Origin of the sequence: Streptococcus oralis, from assembly GCF_001579175.1 — a bacterium.
Taxonomy (GTDB): domain Bacteria; phylum Bacillota; class Bacilli; order Lactobacillales; family Streptococcaceae; genus Streptococcus; species Streptococcus oralis_O.
On the sequence record NZ_KQ970759.1, the window covers coordinates 532,568 to 550,416 of the forward strand.

Sequence of the window (17,849 nt, forward strand, 5' to 3'; positions counted from 1 at the left end):
CTGTTGGTGCAGCCCTCAGTCAGCAAATGCAGAACACTGGAAAAATCGTTGTTTGCTTCTTTGGAGATGGCGCGACCAACGAAGGTGTCTTCCACGAAGCAGTGAACATGGCTTCTATATGGAACCTTCCAGTGATTTTCTATTGCATTAACAACGGTTACGGTATCTCTGCGGATATCAAGAAAATGACTAACGTGGAACATATCCATCACCGTAGCGCAGCTTATGGAATTCCTGGAATGTTTATTGAAGATGGAAACAACGTCATCGACGTTTATGAAGGATTTAAGAAAGCTGTAGACCATGTTCGTGGTGGCAATGGTCCAGTCTTGATTGAAAGTGTCACTTACCGCTGGCTTGGTCACTCATCATCAGACCCTGGTAAATATCGTACGCGCGAAGAAGTGGAATTGTGGAAACAAAAAGACCCAATTGAAAACCTCCGCAATTACCTTATTGAAAATAACATTGCTAGCGTTGAAGAATTGGAAGAAATCCAAGCACAAGTGAAAACAGCAGTAGAAGCTTCTGTTAAATTTGCTGAGGAAAGCCCATTCCCACCGCTTGAATCCGCATTTGAAGATATTTACGCAGACTAAGGAGAAAGAGATAAAAATGGAAACAAAAACAATGTCCTTCCGTGACACCATTATCCTTGCTATGTCTGAGGAAATGCGTCGCGATGAAAATGTGTTCTTGATGGGAGAAGACGTCGGTGTCTTCGGAGGAGACTTCGGAACTTCTGTTGGAATGCTTGAAGAATTTGGCCCAGAACGTGTCCGTGACTGTCCAATTTCTGAAGCTGCTATCTCTGGAGCGGCAGCGGGAGCAGCCATGACGGGACTTCGTCCAATCGTCGATATGACCTTCATGGACTTCTCGGTCATTGCCATGGACAATATCGTCAACCAAGCTGCTAAAACACGTTATATGTTTGGTGGTAAAGGTCAGGTTCCAATGACTGTCCGTTGTGCAGCTGGTAATGGAGTTGGTTCTGCGGCTCAGCACTCGCAATCCCTAGAGTCTTGGTTCACTCACATTCCAGGACTTAAGGTTGTAGCTCCAGGTACACCTGCTGACATGAAAGGACTGCTCAAGTCTTCTATCCGTGATAACAACCCTGTAATCATCCTTGAATACAAGTCAGAATTTAACCAAAAAGGGGAAGTGCCTGTTGATCCAGACTACACAATCCCACTTGGAGTTGGTGAAATCAAACGTGAAGGTACAGATGTAACAGTCGTTACTTATGGAAAAATGCTTCGCCGTGTGGTTCAAGCTGCTGAAGAATTGGCAGAAGAAGGAATTTCGGTTGAAATTGTTGACCCACGTACCCTTGTACCGCTTGATAAGGATATCATCATTAACTCAGTTAAGAAGACTGGTAAGGTTGTTCTGGTTAACGATGCCCACAAAACAAGTGGCTATATCGGAGAGATTTCAGCTATCATTTCAGAATCAGAAGCATTTGACTATCTAGATGCGCCAATCCGCCGTTGTGCAGGAGAAGATGTGCCAATGCCTTACGCACAAAACCTAGAAAATGCAATGATTCCAACAGTTGAAAGCATCAAAGATGCAATCCGTAAAACCTATAACAAAGAATAAAACTACATAAGATAAATTATGTAAACAATTGTTCTTTTTAACTTTAACAACTTGAGATACATTTCGTATCCAACTTATTTGCAAAGTTGCGACAGAAGGGAGTCGAATCGATACTATTCGACGAACGACTTAGTAAGTCTACTAGGTTGACCGCCTAATAGCGGCAACCGTAGTAACTTGAGACACGTTTCGTGTCCAAGTTACTTGTAGAGTTGAACACGGGCTAAAAGCTCGGAAAAAAGATAAATCTTCTTGGCTTCATCGAAGTCTACGTTGATTTCCTATTTTTCAGTCGCTTTTTGACGCCCTTAGTATCATGTAATTGAATTCGGACGGTGGTCTGCGAAAAAAAGATAGATTTTCTTGTGTTCATCGAACACATCGTCAATCTCCTATTTTTTCATTGCCCTCTGCGTCCTTAATATCTTAAATTAGAGCACGGGCTAAAAGCTCGGAAAAAAGATAAATCTCCTTGACTTCATCGAAGTCTGCGTAGATTTCCTATTTTTCGGTCGCTTTTAAACGCCCTTTGCATCATAAATAGAATTGGAGAGGTCATGGCTGATGACAAGCTAAGAGCGACTCCTGCGGCTAGAAAGTTAGCGGATGATCTAGGTATCAACCTCTACGACGTTTCTGGCTCAGGTGCAAACGGTCGTGTCCACAAAGAAGACGTGGAAACTTATAAAGACACAAACGTGGTTCGCATTTCGCCACTTGCAAAACGAATTGCCCTTGAACATAACATTGCTTGGCAGGAAATCCAAGGAACTGGTCATCGTGGTAAGATCATGAAGAAGGACGTTTTGGCCTTCCTTCCTGAAAATATCGAAAACGACACTATCAAGTCTCCTGCTCAAATCGAAAAAGTGGAAGAAGTTCCAGACAATATCACTCCTTATGGTGAGATTGAACGTATTCCGATGACACCAATGCGTAAGGTTATCGCCCAACGTATGGTCGAATCCTACCTAACTGCGCCAACTTTCACGCTCAACTACGATGTCGATATGTCTGAAATGCTAGCTCTTCGTAAGAAGGTTCTTGAACCAATCATGGAAGCAACTGGTAAGAAAGTAACGGTTACAGACCTTCTTTCTCTCGCTGTTGTGAAGACCTTGATGAAACACCCTTACATCAACGCTTCATTGACTGAAGATGGTAAGACCATTGTCACTCACAACTATGTCAACCTTGCTATGGCAGTTGGGATGGATAATGGATTGATGACACCTGTTGTTTATAATGCTGAAAAGATGAGCCTTTCAGAGTTGGTTGTAGCCTTCAAAGATGTCATTGGTCGCACCTTGGAAGGTAAATTAGTTCCAAGTGAACTTCAAAATTCAACATTTACAATCAGTAACTTGGGAATGTTTGGCGTTCAGTCCTTTGGTCCGATCATCAACCAACCCAACTCAGCTATTCTGGGTGTAAGTTCGACAATCGAGAAACCAGTTGTTGTCAATGGTGAGATTGTTATCCGACCAATCATGAGTCTAGGATTAACCATTGACCACCGTGTCGTAGATGGTATGGCTGGTGCTAAGTTTATGAAAGACTTGAAAGCCTTGATTGAGAATCCAATCTCAATGTTGGTTTAAGTCAGCTATTGTTATTTTAGAGATTTAGAAGGAAGTAAGACATGGCCTTAGAAGTAATTATGCCAAAAGCCGGCGTAGATATGACAGAAGGACAAATCGTCCAATGGAATAAAAAAGTCGGAGAATTTGTAAAAGAAGGAGAAATCCTTTTGGAAATCATGACTGACAAAGTCAGCATGGAATTGGAAGCCGAAGAAGATGGATACTTGATTGCCATCCTTAAAGGAGATGGTGAAACTGTTCCAGTAACTGAAGTTATCGGTTACCTTGGCGAAGAAGGGGAAAACATCCCAACAGCTGGAGCGGCTGCACCAGAATCAAAACCTGCACCTGCAGCTAGTGCCTCAAACGACGACGGTAAGAGCGATGATGCCTTTGATATCGTTGTGATTGGTGGAGGTCCTGCTGGATATGTAGCAGCCATTAAAGCTGCCCAACTCGGTGGGAAGGTTGCCCTTGTTGAGAAATCTGAACTCGGTGGAACGTGCTTGAACCGTGGATGTATCCCAACTAAGACCTACCTTCACAATGCTGAAATCATCGAAAACATCGGTCATGCGGCAAACCGTGGTATCGTCATCGAAAATCCAAACTTCACTGTAGATATGGATAAACTCCTTGAAACCAAGTCTAAGGTTGTCAATACTTTAGTTGGCGGAGTTGCGGGTCTTCTTCGTAGCTACGGAGTTACTGTTCATAAAGGAATTGGTACCATCACTAAAGACAAGAATGTCTTAGTTAATGGTTCAGAATTGCTTGAAACCAAGAAAATCATCCTTGCTGGTGGTTCAAAAGTCAGCAAGATAAATGTTCCTGGTATGGAATCTTCACTCGTGATGACAAGTGACGACATTCTTGAAATGAACGAAGTTCCAGAAAGCCTTGTTATCATCGGTGGTGGTGTTGTCGGTATCGAACTTGGTCAAGCCTTCATGACATTTGGTTCAAAAGTAACTGTTATCGAAATGATGGACCGTATCGTTCCAGCTATGGATGCGGAAGTTTCTAAGAACCTTCGGTTGATCCTTGAACGTAAAGGAATGACCATCTTAACAGGTACAAAACTGCAAGAAATCATCGAGGAAAATGGTCAACTTCGTATTAAAGTTGAAGGAAAAGACGATATCATCGCAAGCAAAGCTCTTCTTTCAATCGGCCGTGTGCCAGATCTTGAAGGTATTGGCGATGTTGAGTTTGAATTGGATCGTGGTCGCATCAAGGTCAACGAATACATGGAAACTTCTGTTCCAGGTATCTATGCACCAGGTGATATCAATGGTACCAAGATGTTGGCTCACGCAGCCTTCCGTATGGGTGAAGTTGCCGCTGAAAATGCGCTTAAAGGAAACCACGTCGTAGCGAAACTCAACTTGACTCCTGCAGCCATTTACACTCTTCCTGAAGTAGCAGCAGTAGGTTTGACAGAAGAGCAGGCTCGTGAGAAATACGATGTTGCCATTGGTAAATTCAACTTTGCGGCTAATGGACGTGCTATTGCTTCTGATGCGGCTCAAGGTTTCGTAAAAGTCATTGCAGATAAGAAATACGGAGAAATCCTTGGTGTTCATATCATCGGTCCTGCAGCTGCAGAATTGATCAACGAGGCATCAAGCATTATCGAAATGGAAATCACTGTTGAAGAAATGCTGAAGACCATCCACGGACACCCAACTTACTCTGAAGTTATGTACGAAGCATTTGCAGATGTTCTAGGAATGGCCATCCATTCACCTAAGAAAAAATAAAACGAAGATAGATTAGACTGGAAGCTTATTTCCAGTCTCTATCGTATAAAGGGATATCATGAAATATATTATCAATCATTCAAACGACACTGCCTTTAATATCGCCTTGGAAGAATATGCCTTTAAACACCTTTTAGATGAGGATCAAATCTTCCTACTTTGGATTAACAAACCCTCTATCATTGTTGGTCGTCACCAGAATACTATCGAAGAAATCAACCGTGACTATGTTCGAGAAAATGGTATTGAGGTAGTCCGCCGTATTAGTGGTGGTGGAGCTGTTTATCACGATCTAAACAACCTCAACTACACGATCATCTCAAAAGAAGATGAAAACCGCGCCTTTGACTTTAAGAGTTTTTCAACTCCAGTCATCAATACCTTGGCTCAACTTGGTGTTAAAGCTGAGTTCACAGGCCGTAATGACCTTGAGATTGACGGTAAGAAATTCTGTGGAAATGCCCAAGCCTATATCAATGGGCGTATCATGCACCACGGTTGCTTGCTCTTTGACGTTGATCTGTCAGTCCTTGCTAACGCCCTCAAGGTTTCAAAAGACAAATTTGAGTCAAAAGGTGTGAAATCCGTCCGTGCTCGTGTAACCAATATTGTCAATGAATTACCAGAAAAAATCACAGTTGAGGAATTCCGTGATTTACTATTGGAATACATGAAAAAAGAGTACCCAGAGATGACTGAATACGTCTTTTCAGAAGAAGAATTGGCGGAAATCAATCGTATCAAGGATACCAAGTTTGGTACTTGGGACTGGAACTACGGTAAATCACCTGAATTTAACATCCGTCGTGGCACAAAATTCACTAGTGGTAAGGTTGAAGTTTTTGCCAACGTCATTGAATCAAAAATCCAAGACATCAAGATCTATGGTGACTTCTTTGGCATCGAAGATGTTGCAGCTGTAGAAGATATCCTTCGTAGCGTGAAATACGAACGTGAGGATGTTCTTAAAGCTCTAGAAACTATTGACATCACACGCTATTTTGCTGGTATTAGCCGTGAAGAAATCGCTGAAGCAGTAGTGGGGTAAGGAAAAAGAATCCATTTATGATGGATTCTTTTATTAGGGTTAAACTTAATAATCATGCTGATTAGATTATAATAGTGATGAAAAATGAAAAGGAGTTATTCATTATGATAGAAATTCCAGTAGAAAAACTTAATCTATTTGAACAGTTAGACCGCAATGTTGTTGCTTTTTATAGAAATGCGGAAATTTCTCAAACTGAAAGTTTAAATATAAGCATCACACAAGAACATTATGATAAGAAATACAAAGATCTTCAGCCTTTAGGATACCAAGCTGTTCAAATTCCTTTAGGGATGGCTTTAGATAATGTAATCCAGCAAGCCTATTTTCAAAATCTTATAATTGGCGGTCTTCTGCCCGATGAAATCAAAGTAAACAAAGAAGACTTAATGCCTTTGAAAGATATTGTTGATAGTTTTTGTATTATGTATGCTGCAGCAAATAACCGACTGGAAAATAGTAAGGCTTATGAACTTATGAAAGATAAGACAGTGTTCTTAATTGGTAAACTGTTGACTGATGATTTTAAAAATGGTGGCGAAATTTCGTATATGGGAATCAAAAGAGAATCATCTGATGGAACTTCTTATGAAGCAGTAAAATGTTTTCTAACTAAAGAGAGTGCTGAGCAGTACAATGATTCAAAAAAACCTATAAGCTCAGCAAATCTAGCCTATCTGCAAGCCTTTTGGGGTAAACCAGTAATTATAGAGCCACACCGTAACTACTGGATTGAGTTTAAATAACTAAAAAACGAAAGATCAATTCCTTTTATCTTTCGTTTTTTAGCGATAGTTGTTTTACATAATTTATAATATGTGACGCTTATAAACTATCTAAAGCATTCTTTTGTTCATCATTGACGATATGTGTATAGAGGTCAGTGACTTGTGTGCTGGCATGTCCTAGCTGGTGACTGACCAAAACTTGCGATTTAGTTGCATCATAGAGTCTGGTTGCTAAGGTATGGCGTAGTTTATGGGGTGTTACACGAACTTTGAAATCCTCTGAGTACTTAGCAACCATTTTTTCAACACTAGAAGCATCGATACGATTGGGAACACCACGATATAAGGTCAGAAAGAGCGCTGTATCTGTCTTTCCCGTCTTATAGCGTTGATTTCGAATGGCGAGATAATTCTCTAGGTATGGCTTAGCAAAGGCTGCGACATTGACCGAGTCTCGTTTACCACCTTTTCGAGTGACATCGATAACCATCATTTTGAGATTGAGATCTCTTAGATCCAGATTAACAGCTTCAGATAAGCGGACACCTGAGGCCAAGAGAAGGGCAATAATAGCTAAATCACGTTCTTTATTTTTATTGAATGATGATAGAGCTCGGTTGGAGAGCTGTTGCGGGTACTCCTGATCGATGTAAGTTAGAAAACCTTCTGTTTCATCACCTAGAAAGAGTTTTTGCTTGATGTTTTCAGCTCTGGCAGCAAGGGTTTCTTTCTTTTTCTTGGTTGAAACTTTCTTCATTACATTACGATAGAAATAGGGCTCGCCCTGATCATTTTCAACTTCCTCAGTTAGATATTTGTATAGACTGGAAAGTGCTGACAAGGTTCTATTGATGGTTGTCTGTGAAACGCCTTGTTTGGTTGTATTAGCATTCAGCAAAGGTCGTTCTCGTAGATAAAGAATAAAGGATTCCATGTCTTTCTTAGACATATTTTCCAAGACAGATAAAGGAATATCAGACATTTTATCAGCATTTGAAATACCAGACTCCAAAACCCAGCTGAAAAATCGATCATATTCCTTAAGGTATTCGTACAAGGTTGTAAAACTGTAGGGAACAGCAAGCTTTGATTGGTAGTATTCCAGAACATACCAGGGCATGATTTGTTTTAGTTTATCGATTCGTTCCAATAAAATCTCACGTTTCATGTATTTTCTCCATAATTAAGTCTACTAGTAGTATAGCATAGACTTACATATTTTTCAAGAAAATTATAGTTTTTCGGAAAGATGATATAAGAAACTTAAAACAGAAGTCCAACCTACCCCCAGTTATCCTGAACCCTTTATTAAATTTCATCATACTTGAGTAACATATTCGGAATCTTTTCTTCAAGACTCTTGCGAACTTTACCTTGAATTGCAGTGTCCATTTGGCTGTTTATGCTTGTAATGGTTGATTTGGTTTCTGTAGCAATTTTCTTAGCTGCCTTATTAAAGTTTTCTTTTAATTTATTTTTTGCTGTTATCGCTAACTTTGCTTCCGTAATGATTCGGTTTCTTTCCATCATTCGATACATTTGTTTCAGTGCATATTGGTATTCTTCATCTGTGTAGTATTCATTCATTGGTGCTTGCATAATCTCTCCTTAGTTTGTAAAATTCTTCGTCTAAATCATTTCTTTGTGTACGAAATTCCTTATCGTATTTTTCTCTCTCATCTTCGAGTTTAATTTTATGATCTCTATATACTTGATTCGAAAAGTGTCTCAAATTTTCTATTTCTATAAAATAGTCTCTAACATCATCAGCACTTGTCTCAAATTTTCTCAAAATATGAGACATTTTATCAACTTCTTCGGACATCAGTTTTTCTAAGTTTGCATTTCGTTCGTCTAGATCAAGGGCTTTCTTATCAAGTTCTTTCTTTTGTCGATAATATTGTTCTTCTAGATTAAACAGTTCTCTCTCTTTCTCTCTGATTTCCTCCCATTTTACATCTTTTCTTTCCATTGTCGAAACTCCTTGGCCAATTGCTTATCTGTTGCTACTGTTTTTTCGATAACTTCCTGTAATTGTTTATCCAAATTTTCAAATGCTTGGGCGGAAGCATTCATCTTAGTGGCTGTTTGATTTGTCTCTGCCTGAAACGTATCGATAAACTGTGCTTGAGTGATACCTTGACTTGCAAAAATGGCATCAACCTCATAGGGAGCTAACGCTGTGTAGCTCGTAAAGTCGATTTTTGACCAAATTTCTTGTAATTCTTGATTGGCTTTTTTGGCTAAGGCGCTCACTTCATCAGCTCCAGTTCTTGCTGCTGTAGCCATAGATGACGATAAGATAGAACCCTGAGCTGCATCTAAGTATATTTCCTCAGAGCTACTAATGCCACCTGATGACCATTTTGATTTCAAGTCCTTGTAATGAGCCATTCCTCGGAGACTGTTGGCATACGCTCGATAAACGCTACTGATTAAGGGTTTCCCACCTTTACCATCTACAAGTTGACCAGTTACAGGATCAAACTCCCAGTCACCAATTTTATGACTCGAACCATCAAGCCAGTGAATCGTACTAGGCATAGAATTTGTAGTGGTAGTATTATACCATTCTGGATGGTTAAAATCATTCCAACGTACTACATCATCATGTTTTCTACGGTAATCTATAAACATAGAAGGGTTACTTTCAATAAATGCTTTTTCTTCCAGTGTGAGTGCACCGTATTTAAACCAAGCATTAAAGGTGGTTGTAGGGATGTGGTATTTAGCTCCTACCTTCAGCATGTAGGAACCCTGTGAATAACCGGATAGTTGACTGACTTCGTATTGGGGGTCGTCCATAATCTCTTTTACGAATTTGTCAGCAACCTTATATTGTGGAGATAAATAAGTTTGCCTTGCAATTATGGCACTATTGACGTCGCGTGAGCTGAACATAGTTTTATTCACCGGACTATCAGGGTCAGTTCCTGCCGCAATCACAGCTACATTTTTATAATCTGGTTCGCCGTTCACAATAGGTGCAACCGCCAGTCCATCAAATCCCGTTACTGGGTCAGACTTAGTGGCAACAACACGGAATTCTTGACCATCGGAGGTGGTTATTGTGTTGGTTTTTTCTAAATCATCAGGAGATATATTTTCGATGAGATTTGAATTGACATAAGTTCTACCGTTACGCTTAGCGAATTCAAGATTTACACTATATACAGCATAATCTCGATTCAAATTGTTTAACTGCTCATCTGTATAGGAAAATGTCATCATTGTTCTCCTGTGCTATTATCTGAATATGTAACAATTACTTTAAAGTTGGTCACTCCTTTGTAATTGTTAAGGAATTGCCTTTTCTCATTGGTCAATGAACCTTGATAATTCTTTTTATCATGGAGTCCATGGCCTATCCTATACTTAGTTTTTCTTTCATCATTAAATTTGATTTCTATATCACAAGACCATGAACCTGGAGGGCTTGTGTATGCTGGATTGGAAATTTTAATCTCCTCAATCCCTTGATAAGAATTCTTTAAGGCATTGACCAGACTAACTTCATATTCTCTATTTCGACGCTCTTCTTGAGACTTCCCTAACATACTTAACATAAAAACACCTCCTGTTGTGATGGCTACGAGTAACAAAACGATTAGTAGTCTTACATATCTTTTTTTATTGCTAGAAATATTCATTTAAGCTTTTCTCCTTTTCTCTATTCTACTATAATTTAAAGATAAATAACAGTAGAATAGAGAAAAACAAGTCAATTGTCACAGATACTGCATCAAATCCCGATACTCGGTGAGACTTAGTCGCAACGACACGGAATTCTTGACCATCGGAGGTAGTTATGGTGTTGGTTTCGTAGCTAGCTAATTCAGAATCAGCTTACTAACAACAAGCTTCTTATATTTTCGTTTAGCAAACTCAGAATTCACACTGTAAACATTCGGACCTTGATTCAATTCATTAAGTTGTTTGTCTGTATACACGTATTTATTCATCATAGCTCCCCTTCTGAACCATTCGAATATTTAACTTTAACTTTTGACTTAGTAGAACCTCGCCTAGAATTTAAAAAATGTTGAAATTCTTCATCATCCTTATTATATACTCCAATCCTAATTTTATTCGAGTTTATATCAAAAGCTAAAACATGTTCTTTAGATGTTCCATCAAAAAATTTTAGTTTCACATCCGCCCCCCAAGCGTCTGAAGGAATTGAGCTGTACGATGGATTCGTAATCGTTACCTCCTCAATCCCTTCATAGGAATTCTTTAAGGCGTTTACCAGACTAACTTCATACTCTCTATTTCGATGCTCTTCTTGGGATTTTCCTAACATACTAAATATAAAAGCACCTCCTGCTGCGATAGTTGCGAGTAGTAAAACTATGAATAATGGTTTATAGCTTTTTCTTAATCTGTCTTTACTCATTATCATTTCCTCTTTTTCTCAGCATATTCAGCATTGACACTATAAACTTTTTTTCCGTGATTTAATTCATTGAGTTGTTTATCATTATAAGTGTATACCATTACTGTTCCCCTGTTTCACCATTTGAATAAATCACTTTTACATTTTTTTCTGTAATTCCACGATGGTTTATCAAATATTGATTATCATCTTTTCGAGAATTATTTTGAAAATCTCTACTTCTTATTTCGTTATTTTGTTTATTAAATGCAATTATATAACTTAGTTGTTTGCTATCAGAAAAAAATATTTTAACTTTTGCGCCCCAAGAATCAGACGGAATTGATGCATATGAAGGGTCGGTTATATGTACCTCCTCAATCCCTTCATAGGAATTCTTTAAGGCGTTTACCAAACTGACTTCATATTCTCTATTTCGACGTTCTTCTTGAGATTTCCCTAACATACTAAATATAGAAACACCTCCTGCTGTAATGGCTACGAGTAACAAAACGATTAGTATCCTTTTATGGCTTTTTTTATTGCTGGAATTATTCATTTAAGCTTTTCCCCTTTTTCTACTTGAAAACTCTTCATTTACCATATAAATAGCAAAATCTTGGGTTAAATTATTCAACTGATTATCAGTATAATTAAATACCATTATTGCTCTCCTGTTTCACCATTTGAATATCGTACTAATATTATAGATTCTGTTTTACCAATGTGTTTTTGAAGTATCGACCATTGTTGATCAATTTCTTCATTAGTATTCCCTTCCATAAGACCATCATGGTTTTCTTTATAGGTTAATCTGTGATTAATTCCATAAGTAATAGTTTGACTATCATTGAACTCTACTGAAATATCACAAGACCACAAACCCGGTTTGTCATTATAGTAAGGATCCATAATCTTAATCTCCTTAATCCCTTGGTAGGAATTCTTTAACGCATTAACCAGACTTACTTCATATTCTCTATTTCGACGCTCTTCTTGAGACTTCCCTAACAACCTAAACATAAAAATAGCTCCTGCTGTGATGGCTACGAGTAACAAAACGATTAGTAGTCTTATATATCTTTTTTTATTGCTGGAAATCTTCATTTAAGCTTTTCTCCTTTTTCTCCTTGAAGACTTTTCGTTCACACTATAAACAGCATAATCTTGGTTTAAATTATTCATCAGTATAATGGAAATTCATCATAGTTCTCCTTGCTCGCTATCAGAATAAGTAATTCTCACTGACTTTAAAGTTTTCCCTCTATGAGTTTCTAAATACTGCCAATCTTCGTTTGTTTCTTGACGGCCACCATAATTGGTTTTATAGTTTAAATGATGATTAATCTCATATGAAAGAGTTCTTTCATCATTAAATTTAATTTCGACATCACAAGACCACGAACCAGGAGGGCTTGTGTATTCTGGATTAGAAATTTCGATTTCTTCTATCCCTTGATAAGAATTCTTCAAGGCATTCACCAAACTAACTTCATACTCTCTATTCCGATGTTCTTCTTGCGATTTTCCTAACATACTAAACATAAATATACCCCCTGCTGTGATGAATGCAACTAACAAAACGATTAGTAGACTTTTATAACTTTTTTTTATTACTGGAATTGTTCATTTAAGCTTTTCTCCTTTTTCTTATTATACTATAAGGTTTGTCTATATTACACTATAATAAGAAAAAGTTGTTTTACATCTGTCAGGCTTAGCAGGACTCTCTGGATCCGTCCATGCAGCAATCACAGCTATACTTTTATAATCTGGTTCGCCGTTCACAATAGGTGCAACTTCCAGTCCATCAAATCCCGTTACTAGGTCAGACTTAGTGGCATCAACACAGAATTCTTGACCATCGGAGGTGGTTATTGTGCTGGTTTCATAGCTAGCTAATTCAGAATCAGGTTTATTAACAACAAGCTTTTTATGTTTTCGTCTAGCAAACTCTGAATTCACACTGTAAACCCCATTATCTCTATTTAAATTATTAAGCTGTTTAACTGTATAATTAAATGTCATTATTGCTCTCCTTCGTCGTTATCAGAATAAGTTACCCTGATTTTCGAAGTGGTTTTACCCTTGTTTTCATTCAAAAATTGTCTATCTTTTATTCTTCCTTCCCATTCCAATGAAGCATCAGTTATTTCCTCAGTGTCTAAAGAATATCCAATCCCATACTTAATTTTTCTTTCATCTTTAAACTTGATTTCTACATCACAAGACCATGACCCTGGTGGGTTTGTATAATCAGGATTCATAATCTTAATCTCTTCTATCCCTTCATATGAATTCTTTAAGGCATTGACCAGACTCACCTCGTATTCTCTATTTCGACGCTCTTCTTGAGATTTCCCTAACATACTAAACATAAATATACCTCCTGCTGTGATAATTGCGATTGATAAAACGATTAGTAGCTTTTTATGACTTTTTTTGATGCTGGAATTATTCATTTGGGCTTTTCTCCTTTTTCTTATTATACAATATTCTAATCATTCTTTACAAAGTAGGGGGGTAAAAATCATACTATATACTGAAAATCAGATTTCTAATTCTTAAAAAACCAAATCTTTTTTGATTTGGTTTTGAAGGTTTATATTTAATTTTATTTATACCGACTATACTCATCTTTTTTATGTACTACCATATAGCAGGATACCAAGATGACGAAAATTTTGATTAGGTAGGTTTCGTATCGATTAGTATCTATGGTTAGCTGAGACAAGACGTTAATGATCGAATGTGTCATAACGCAAATCCAGAGATCCTTTGTTTTGTTATAAAGAGCTGAGAGTATGAAAGAATTCGTCAGCAAACCAAATAAAAACGGTAGAATTTGCAGAGTTGTTAGGGAACCATCAATGTAAAAGAACAACAGATGCCAAATCGCCCAGCTGAAAAAGGTTAGGATTGTTGAGTAAAAATATGGCAACTTTTCTTGTAAAATTGGTTGAAAAACATATCGCCATCCAATCTCTTCTATACCGCCAAAGACAATAAATTTGAAGAACATCAAAAATGGGAGATACCAGCTAAATTCTACTATTTGCCCACCAAACATTAGAAAAGAAAAATCAAGGACAATAAGGAAAAAAGATAATAAATAGTGTTTATAACTGGTATGAATGTTAAAAAAATCGTTAACGATCTTCTTAAAAGGAATATGAAAATAGTGATTTGCAACAATGATTCCCCAAAGTGCTGAAGAAATGCCACCTAAAATGATTCCTAAAATAGTTAATAGATTGGACTGAACAGAAAAATGATTCAAGAGAAAGTAAAGGAGACAAACTGATACTATTTGGCTAAATGTGCCTAGCAAATATACTGCAATTGCCTTATTTCTTTTCATTGAGAATCCTTCCAATAATATTTTACGTAAAATAAATTATGTAAAAAACTACAGTAACAAATCTTTGACTTTCCCAATTTCACTTTTTGGAATCACTAGGTGAATCATATCACCCAGATACATTCTAGTTGAGCCGTTAACTGTTTGGCTTTTGCCATTATGGACTTGGGTGGTAATGAGTACGTTATGTGGCAAGTTGAGCTCGTGAACCTGCTTTCCAGCTATCTTGTCAGATACAGGGATTTCGATAAGAGTTACTTCTCCGTCGTCTGTCACTTCTTCTGGCATCATTTTCTCAAGCATGGCCTCGTATACTGGGGCACCCTTTAGTAAATCCATGATAATGTAGGCTACCAAAGTAACAAGTCCGAGAGGCATGAGATTTCGGATGTCACCAACCATTTCGGTTACAAGGATCATGGCTGTTAGGGGAGCTTTGGATATTGCTCCAAAGTAGCCACTCATTCCTAAAATGATAAATATTGGAAATTGTTCCTGGCTGATAAGTCCAAGATTAACACAAATGACGCCAACTAGGGCACCGAGTAAGGAACCAAGGGCCAGGATAGGTAGGAAAATTCCACCAGGTAGTCCACTACCATAACTCATCATACTCCAAATAAAACGAATGAGGAAGTAGGCAAGTAAGACTTGAAAACTAAAGTGTTGCTCAGTTAAAGAGAGAACGATTTGGTTTCCACCACCAAGAATTTGAGGTAAGAAAATTCCGACTGGTATGATAAGGATAAATGCTAGGATTGGATAATAAGCTTTATCCAAATGGATTTTTTGACCAAGCCAGTCATAAACTTTGCTGACATTAAGCACGGCTTTCTCATAGAGAAAACCAGAAATGCCGAGAAAAATCCCCATAACCAAATAAATCCAATACTGGTCTAGAGTCATGAGAGGGATATTGTCAGGCATATCCAATACGGGTGTTAGACCGAACATAAGGAGCGAAACAAAGTTTGCTACAATACTGGCTGCTAGAGTGGAAACCCAGAAAAATCTTGAAAAGTGATGATAGACTTCTTCTACAACAAAGAGGAGACCTGCTATCGGTGCATTAAAGGCAGCGGCTAATCCTGCAGCAGCTCCACTGGCAATCAGGGAGCGTTCTTCAACCGGGCTGGATTTTAGCCATTTGGCAATGCCTTTACCACCAACTGCTCCAAGTTGAATACTTGGCCCTTCTCGACCTAGCATAAGTCCGCTGGCAATTGCTAGGGTGCCTAAAACATATTTCTTCCAGAGGACACTCCACCAGTTGAGGGTCATGAGTCCCTTTAGTTCGGCTTCGACTTGAGGAATTCCTGAACCCTTGATATCTTTTTCTGACCGAGTTAGTTTCGCACTGAGCCAGCAGATGAGTATGTAAAATAGACCAATGATAAAAAGATTGCGCACTAGGTGCGCTTGATCTTGATAGAGGCCTTGTATTAGGTGGAAGCCCTTTTCAATTAAGAAACGAAAAGATCCAACGATTAGCCCGACAACTAGCCCGACGATGATTCCTCGCCCAACTTGGGATAATATGGTACTTGAAGCAAAGGCAAATTCTTTCTTGGAACGGAGTATTTCTGACTGTTTTTCCATAATCATTTCCTCCAATTTAACTTTCTTTGTTTGCTGCGACCAGTGATTTTATCGGTTCAAAACTGGTTCGATGAATTGGGGTAACTCCTAGTTTTTCGAGTCCTTCTAAGTGTTTTGACGTTCCATATCCAGCATTGGCAGCGAAATCATATCCAGGATACTGGTTGTCGTAATCCTTCATTAGACTATCCCGTGTCACTTTGGCAACTATGGATGCAGCTGCGATAGAGAGGGAGTTAGCATCTCCTTTGATGATGGAGGTTTGTGAAATTGGTAACTCCAGTTTCATGGCATCTATCAAGAGGTGATCAGGTTGGGGACGGAGCTGAGAGATTGCCTCTATCATAGCAAGCTTGGTTGCTTCATAGATATTGACTTGGTCAATGACTTGATTATCCATGATTCCAATGCCGATTGACAAGGCTTGGTCCTGAATGGCTTGAAAAATTCCCAAATGTTTCTTTTTAGGGATTTTCTTGCTATCGTTAAGGCCTTTAATCTTACAATTTTTAGGCAAGATTACCGCTGCAGCGACTACAGGTCCAGCAAGAGGACCACGACCAACCTCATCAACACCTGCTATTAAGCTTAATCCTTGTTTATAAAGCTCTTTTTCATAGGAGAGCATAGATTCTAAGCGAAGGTCTTCATCCAGTTCTGCCTGAATGCTTTTTCTACGCTTGCTGATTTCCTTTTGAACTCCAGTTCGGCTATCTTTTTTCAGCTCAAGAAAAAGGGAATTGTCTAAGTCTTTGACAGTAGCAAGAAGTTCTCTGATTTCTTTAATCGTCGTCATCAATGTCGTCCAATGTATCTAAGGTATAATTACCGAGCTTTCCGTCACGGACTTCCTTCACGAAGAGACTGTAAAAACGGTCGTAGTCGTCTCGGAAGCCAAGAGCACGTGTCATATCCATGATGATAACAGGAGCTTCTTCTTCAATTTTCATTTGTTTGAAGCGTTCAGCTAGCTTATCTGGATAATGTTTTTTGAAATAATTGAGACCAAAAATGGTCACTTCATCCATTGGAAGTAACTGGTCCTTAATAGCTCCAGTTAAGGCTAGTTTAAGTGCGACAGCATCATCTTCAAACTTAGGCCAAAGAATCCCTGGTGTGTCTAGGATTTCAAGGTCTTTATTGGTTTTCAGCCATTGTTGCCCTTTGGTAACACCTGGTTTATTGCCGACCACCGCAATCTTTTTCCCAGCCAAACGGTTCATCAGGGTTGATTTGCCAGCATTTGGAATTCCGATAATCATGGTACGCAAAGTTTCAATTTTTATACCGCGTTCTTTTTGGCGCGCAATTTTATCAGCCATAAGCTTTTGGGCTGCATCTGTAACAACTTTTACGGTAACTTGCTCTTTGGAGTTGATTGCCAGAGTTTGAATCCCTTGTGATTCAAAGTAGTGACGCCATTCTTTTGTCATTGCTGGATCAGCTAGGTCTGCCTTGTTTAAAATCAAAAGTTTGGGTTTATCGCCCACAATCTTGTTTAACATAGGATTTTGACTAGATAAAGGTAGGCGAGCATCCACCAAAATCGTCACAAAATCAATAAATTTTAAATTCTCCTGAACTTGTCGCCGAGCCTTAGACATGTGGCCCGGAAACCATTGAATAGTAGCCATAATAATTCCCCTTCCGACTAAAAAAACGTGATAAAAACGTTTTCTTTCTTACCATCTATTCTATCATAAATGATCCCTCTTTGCATAGGCTTTTGTCTACAAAAATGAGTATATATAGTAAAAATGTTTGCATAAATAATGTATTGTTAT

20 protein-coding genes and 1 pseudogene are annotated in these 17,849 nt (G+C 38.4%); 6 read left to right on the forward strand and 15 right to left on the reverse strand.

The window, feature by feature from the left end; all coding sequences use genetic code 11:
• From SORDD24_RS02670 to SORDD24_RS02695, 6 genes are all read left to right on the forward strand, one after another.
• On the forward strand, nucleotides 1-599 hold a 599-nt coding region (locus tag SORDD24_RS02670), incomplete at its 5' end, for a thiamine pyrophosphate-dependent dehydrogenase E1 component subunit alpha (protein ID WP_061407181.1).
• 16 nt (nucleotides 600-615) lie between these two features.
• On the forward strand, nucleotides 616-1,608 hold the full coding sequence (locus SORDD24_RS02675; protein WP_000448714.1) for an alpha-ketoacid dehydrogenase subunit beta: 993 nt from the start codon (nucleotides 616-618) through the stop codon (nucleotides 1,606-1,608).
• 557 nt (nucleotides 1,609-2,165) lie between these two features.
• Complete coding sequence (locus SORDD24_RS02680) at nucleotides 2,166-3,209, forward strand: dihydrolipoamide acetyltransferase (RefSeq protein ID WP_061407183.1); 1,044 nt, start codon at nucleotides 2,166-2,168, stop codon at nucleotides 3,207-3,209.
• 41 nt (nucleotides 3,210-3,250) lie between these two features.
• On the forward strand, nucleotides 3,251-4,954 hold the full coding sequence (gene lpdA / locus SORDD24_RS02685) for a dihydrolipoyl dehydrogenase (protein ID WP_061407184.1): 1,704 nt from the start codon (nucleotides 3,251-3,253) through the stop codon (nucleotides 4,952-4,954).
• Nucleotides 4,955-5,012: 58 nt separating this feature from the next.
• On the forward strand, nucleotides 5,013-6,002 hold the full coding sequence (locus SORDD24_RS02690; RefSeq protein ID WP_061407186.1) for a lipoate--protein ligase: 990 nt from the start codon (nucleotides 5,013-5,015) through the stop codon (nucleotides 6,000-6,002).
• A 104-nt stretch (nucleotides 6,003-6,106) separates the two neighbouring features.
• A complete protein-coding gene (locus SORDD24_RS02695; RefSeq protein ID WP_061407188.1) occupies nucleotides 6,107-6,748 on the forward strand; it encodes a hypothetical protein in 642 nt (213 codons plus the stop codon).
• Nucleotides 6,749-6,827: 79 nt separating this feature from the next.
• On the opposite strand, the gene xerS is transcribed toward SORDD24_RS02695, so the two are convergent.
• The 15 genes and pseudogenes from xerS to ylqF form a co-directional block, all read right to left on the reverse strand.
• Nucleotides 6,828-7,898 carry a tyrosine recombinase XerS gene (xerS, locus tag SORDD24_RS02700; RefSeq protein WP_061407190.1) on the reverse strand — a complete coding sequence of 357 codons (1,071 nt, stop codon included), beginning with the start codon at nucleotides 7,896-7,898 and terminating at the stop codon, nucleotides 6,828-6,830.
• 140 nt (nucleotides 7,899-8,038) lie between these two features.
• The gene (locus SORDD24_RS02705; protein ID WP_001148767.1) at nucleotides 8,039-8,329 is read right to left on the reverse strand and encodes a hypothetical protein; all 291 of its coding nucleotides are present in this window, start codon (nucleotides 8,327-8,329) and stop codon (nucleotides 8,039-8,041) included.
• Nucleotides 8,310-8,702 (reverse strand): hypothetical protein, encoded by a 393-nt coding sequence (locus tag SORDD24_RS02710; RefSeq protein WP_061407192.1) that lies wholly within the window; start codon nucleotides 8,700-8,702, stop codon nucleotides 8,310-8,312. Before SORDD24_RS02710 ends, SORDD24_RS02705 begins: the two co-directional genes overlap by 20 nt.
• Nucleotides 8,684-9,958, reverse strand: a complete 1,275-nt coding sequence (locus SORDD24_RS02715) for a hypothetical protein (RefSeq protein WP_061407194.1) — start codon at nucleotides 9,956-9,958, stop codon at nucleotides 8,684-8,686. Before SORDD24_RS02715 ends, SORDD24_RS02710 begins: the two co-directional genes overlap by 19 nt.
• Nucleotides 9,958-10,380: a hypothetical protein gene (locus SORDD24_RS02720; protein ID WP_061407196.1), complete on the reverse strand. Its 423-nt coding sequence runs from the start codon at nucleotides 10,378-10,380 to the stop codon at nucleotides 9,958-9,960. The genes SORDD24_RS02715 and SORDD24_RS02720 overlap by 1 nt, the downstream gene beginning before the upstream one ends.
• Nucleotides 10,381-10,691: 311 nt before the next feature.
• On the reverse strand, nucleotides 10,692-11,126 hold the full coding sequence (locus SORDD24_RS02725) for a hypothetical protein (RefSeq protein ID WP_061407198.1): 435 nt from the start codon (nucleotides 11,124-11,126) through the stop codon (nucleotides 10,692-10,694).
• Between the two features lie 100 nt (nucleotides 11,127-11,226).
• On the reverse strand, nucleotides 11,227-11,664 hold the full coding sequence (locus SORDD24_RS02730; protein WP_061407200.1) for a hypothetical protein: 438 nt from the start codon (nucleotides 11,662-11,664) through the stop codon (nucleotides 11,227-11,229).
• Between the two features lie 104 nt (nucleotides 11,665-11,768).
• Nucleotides 11,769-12,212: a hypothetical protein gene (locus SORDD24_RS02735; protein ID WP_061407203.1), complete on the reverse strand. Its 444-nt coding sequence runs from the start codon at nucleotides 12,210-12,212 to the stop codon at nucleotides 11,769-11,771.
• Between the two features lie 96 nt (nucleotides 12,213-12,308).
• A pseudogene (locus SORDD24_RS02740) lies at nucleotides 12,309-12,735 on the reverse strand (hypothetical protein).
• 41 nt (nucleotides 12,736-12,776) lie between these two features.
• Complete coding sequence (locus SORDD24_RS02745; protein ID WP_061407207.1) at nucleotides 12,777-13,133, reverse strand: hypothetical protein; 357 nt, start codon at nucleotides 13,131-13,133, stop codon at nucleotides 12,777-12,779.
• Complete coding sequence (locus SORDD24_RS02750) at nucleotides 13,133-13,567, reverse strand: hypothetical protein (RefSeq protein ID WP_061407209.1); 435 nt, start codon at nucleotides 13,565-13,567, stop codon at nucleotides 13,133-13,135. Before SORDD24_RS02750 ends, SORDD24_RS02745 begins: the two co-directional genes overlap by 1 nt.
• A 152-nt stretch (nucleotides 13,568-13,719) precedes the next feature.
• Nucleotides 13,720-14,466 (reverse strand): CPBP family intramembrane glutamic endopeptidase, encoded by a 747-nt coding sequence (locus SORDD24_RS02755; protein ID WP_061407211.1) that lies wholly within the window; start codon nucleotides 14,464-14,466, stop codon nucleotides 13,720-13,722.
• A 48-nt stretch (nucleotides 14,467-14,514) separates the two neighbouring features.
• On the reverse strand, nucleotides 14,515-16,065 hold the full coding sequence (locus SORDD24_RS02760) for a ClC family H(+)/Cl(-) exchange transporter (protein WP_061407213.1): 1,551 nt from the start codon (nucleotides 16,063-16,065) through the stop codon (nucleotides 14,515-14,517).
• Nucleotides 16,066-16,081: 16 nt separating this feature from the next.
• The gene (locus SORDD24_RS02765; RefSeq protein ID WP_061407215.1) at nucleotides 16,082-16,861 is read right to left on the reverse strand and encodes a ribonuclease HII; all 780 of its coding nucleotides are present in this window, start codon (nucleotides 16,859-16,861) and stop codon (nucleotides 16,082-16,084) included.
• On the reverse strand, nucleotides 16,848-17,699 hold the full coding sequence (gene ylqF / locus SORDD24_RS02770; protein ID WP_061407217.1) for a ribosome biogenesis GTPase YlqF: 852 nt from the start codon (nucleotides 17,697-17,699) through the stop codon (nucleotides 16,848-16,850). Before ylqF ends, SORDD24_RS02765 begins: the two co-directional genes overlap by 14 nt.
• Nucleotides 17,700-17,849 lie beyond the last annotated feature (150 nt).

Bases quoted from the DNA above. Each gene is read 5' to 3' on its own strand.
- ylqF (WP_061407217.1), bottom strand. From the start codon at position 17,699: ATGGCTACTATTCAATGGTTTCCGGGCCACATGTCTAAGGCTCGGCGA.
- SORDD24_RS02725 (WP_061407198.1), bottom strand. From the start codon at position 11,126: ATGAGTAAAGACAGATTAAGAAAAAGCTATAAACCATTATTCATAGTT.
- SORDD24_RS02690 (WP_061407186.1), top strand. From the start codon at position 5,013: ATGAAATATATTATCAATCATTCAAACGACACTGCCTTTAATATCGCC.
- lpdA (WP_061407184.1), top strand. From the start codon at position 3,251: ATGGCCTTAGAAGTAATTATGCCAAAAGCCGGCGTAGATATGACAGAA.
- SORDD24_RS02760 (WP_061407213.1), bottom strand. From the start codon at position 16,065: ATGGAAAAACAGTCAGAAATACTCCGTTCCAAGAAAGAATTTGCCTTT.
- SORDD24_RS02745 (WP_061407207.1), bottom strand. From the start codon at position 13,133: ATGACATTTAATTATACAGTTAAACAGCTTAATAATTTAAATAGAGAT.
- xerS (WP_061407190.1), bottom strand. From the start codon at position 7,898: ATGAAACGTGAGATTTTATTGGAACGAATCGATAAACTAAAACAAATC.
- SORDD24_RS02755 (WP_061407211.1), bottom strand. From the start codon at position 14,466: ATGAAAAGAAATAAGGCAATTGCAGTATATTTGCTAGGCACATTTAGC.
- SORDD24_RS02680 (WP_061407183.1), top strand. From the start codon at position 2,166: ATGGCTGATGACAAGCTAAGAGCGACTCCTGCGGCTAGAAAGTTAGCG.
- SORDD24_RS02715 (WP_061407194.1), bottom strand. From the start codon at position 9,958: ATGACATTTTCCTATACAGATGAGCAGTTAAACAATTTGAATCGAGAT.
- SORDD24_RS02705 (WP_001148767.1), bottom strand. From the start codon at position 8,329: ATGCAAGCACCAATGAATGAATACTACACAGATGAAGAATACCAATAT.
- SORDD24_RS02730 (WP_061407200.1), bottom strand. From the start codon at position 11,664: ATGAATAATTCCAGCAATAAAAAAAGCCATAAAAGGATACTAATCGTT.
- SORDD24_RS02695 (WP_061407188.1), top strand. From the start codon at position 6,107: ATGATAGAAATTCCAGTAGAAAAACTTAATCTATTTGAACAGTTAGAC.
- SORDD24_RS02735 (WP_061407203.1), bottom strand. From the start codon at position 12,212: ATGAAGATTTCCAGCAATAAAAAAAGATATATAAGACTACTAATCGTT.
- SORDD24_RS02750 (WP_061407209.1), bottom strand. From the start codon at position 13,567: ATGAATAATTCCAGCATCAAAAAAAGTCATAAAAAGCTACTAATCGTT.
- SORDD24_RS02720 (WP_061407196.1), bottom strand. From the start codon at position 10,380: ATGAATATTTCTAGCAATAAAAAAAGATATGTAAGACTACTAATCGTT.
- SORDD24_RS02675 (WP_000448714.1), top strand. From the start codon at position 616: ATGGAAACAAAAACAATGTCCTTCCGTGACACCATTATCCTTGCTATG.
- SORDD24_RS02710 (WP_061407192.1), bottom strand. From the start codon at position 8,702: ATGGAAAGAAAAGATGTAAAATGGGAGGAAATCAGAGAGAAAGAGAGA.
- SORDD24_RS02765 (WP_061407215.1), bottom strand. From the start codon at position 16,861: ATGACGACGATTAAAGAAATCAGAGAACTTCTTGCTACTGTCAAAGAC.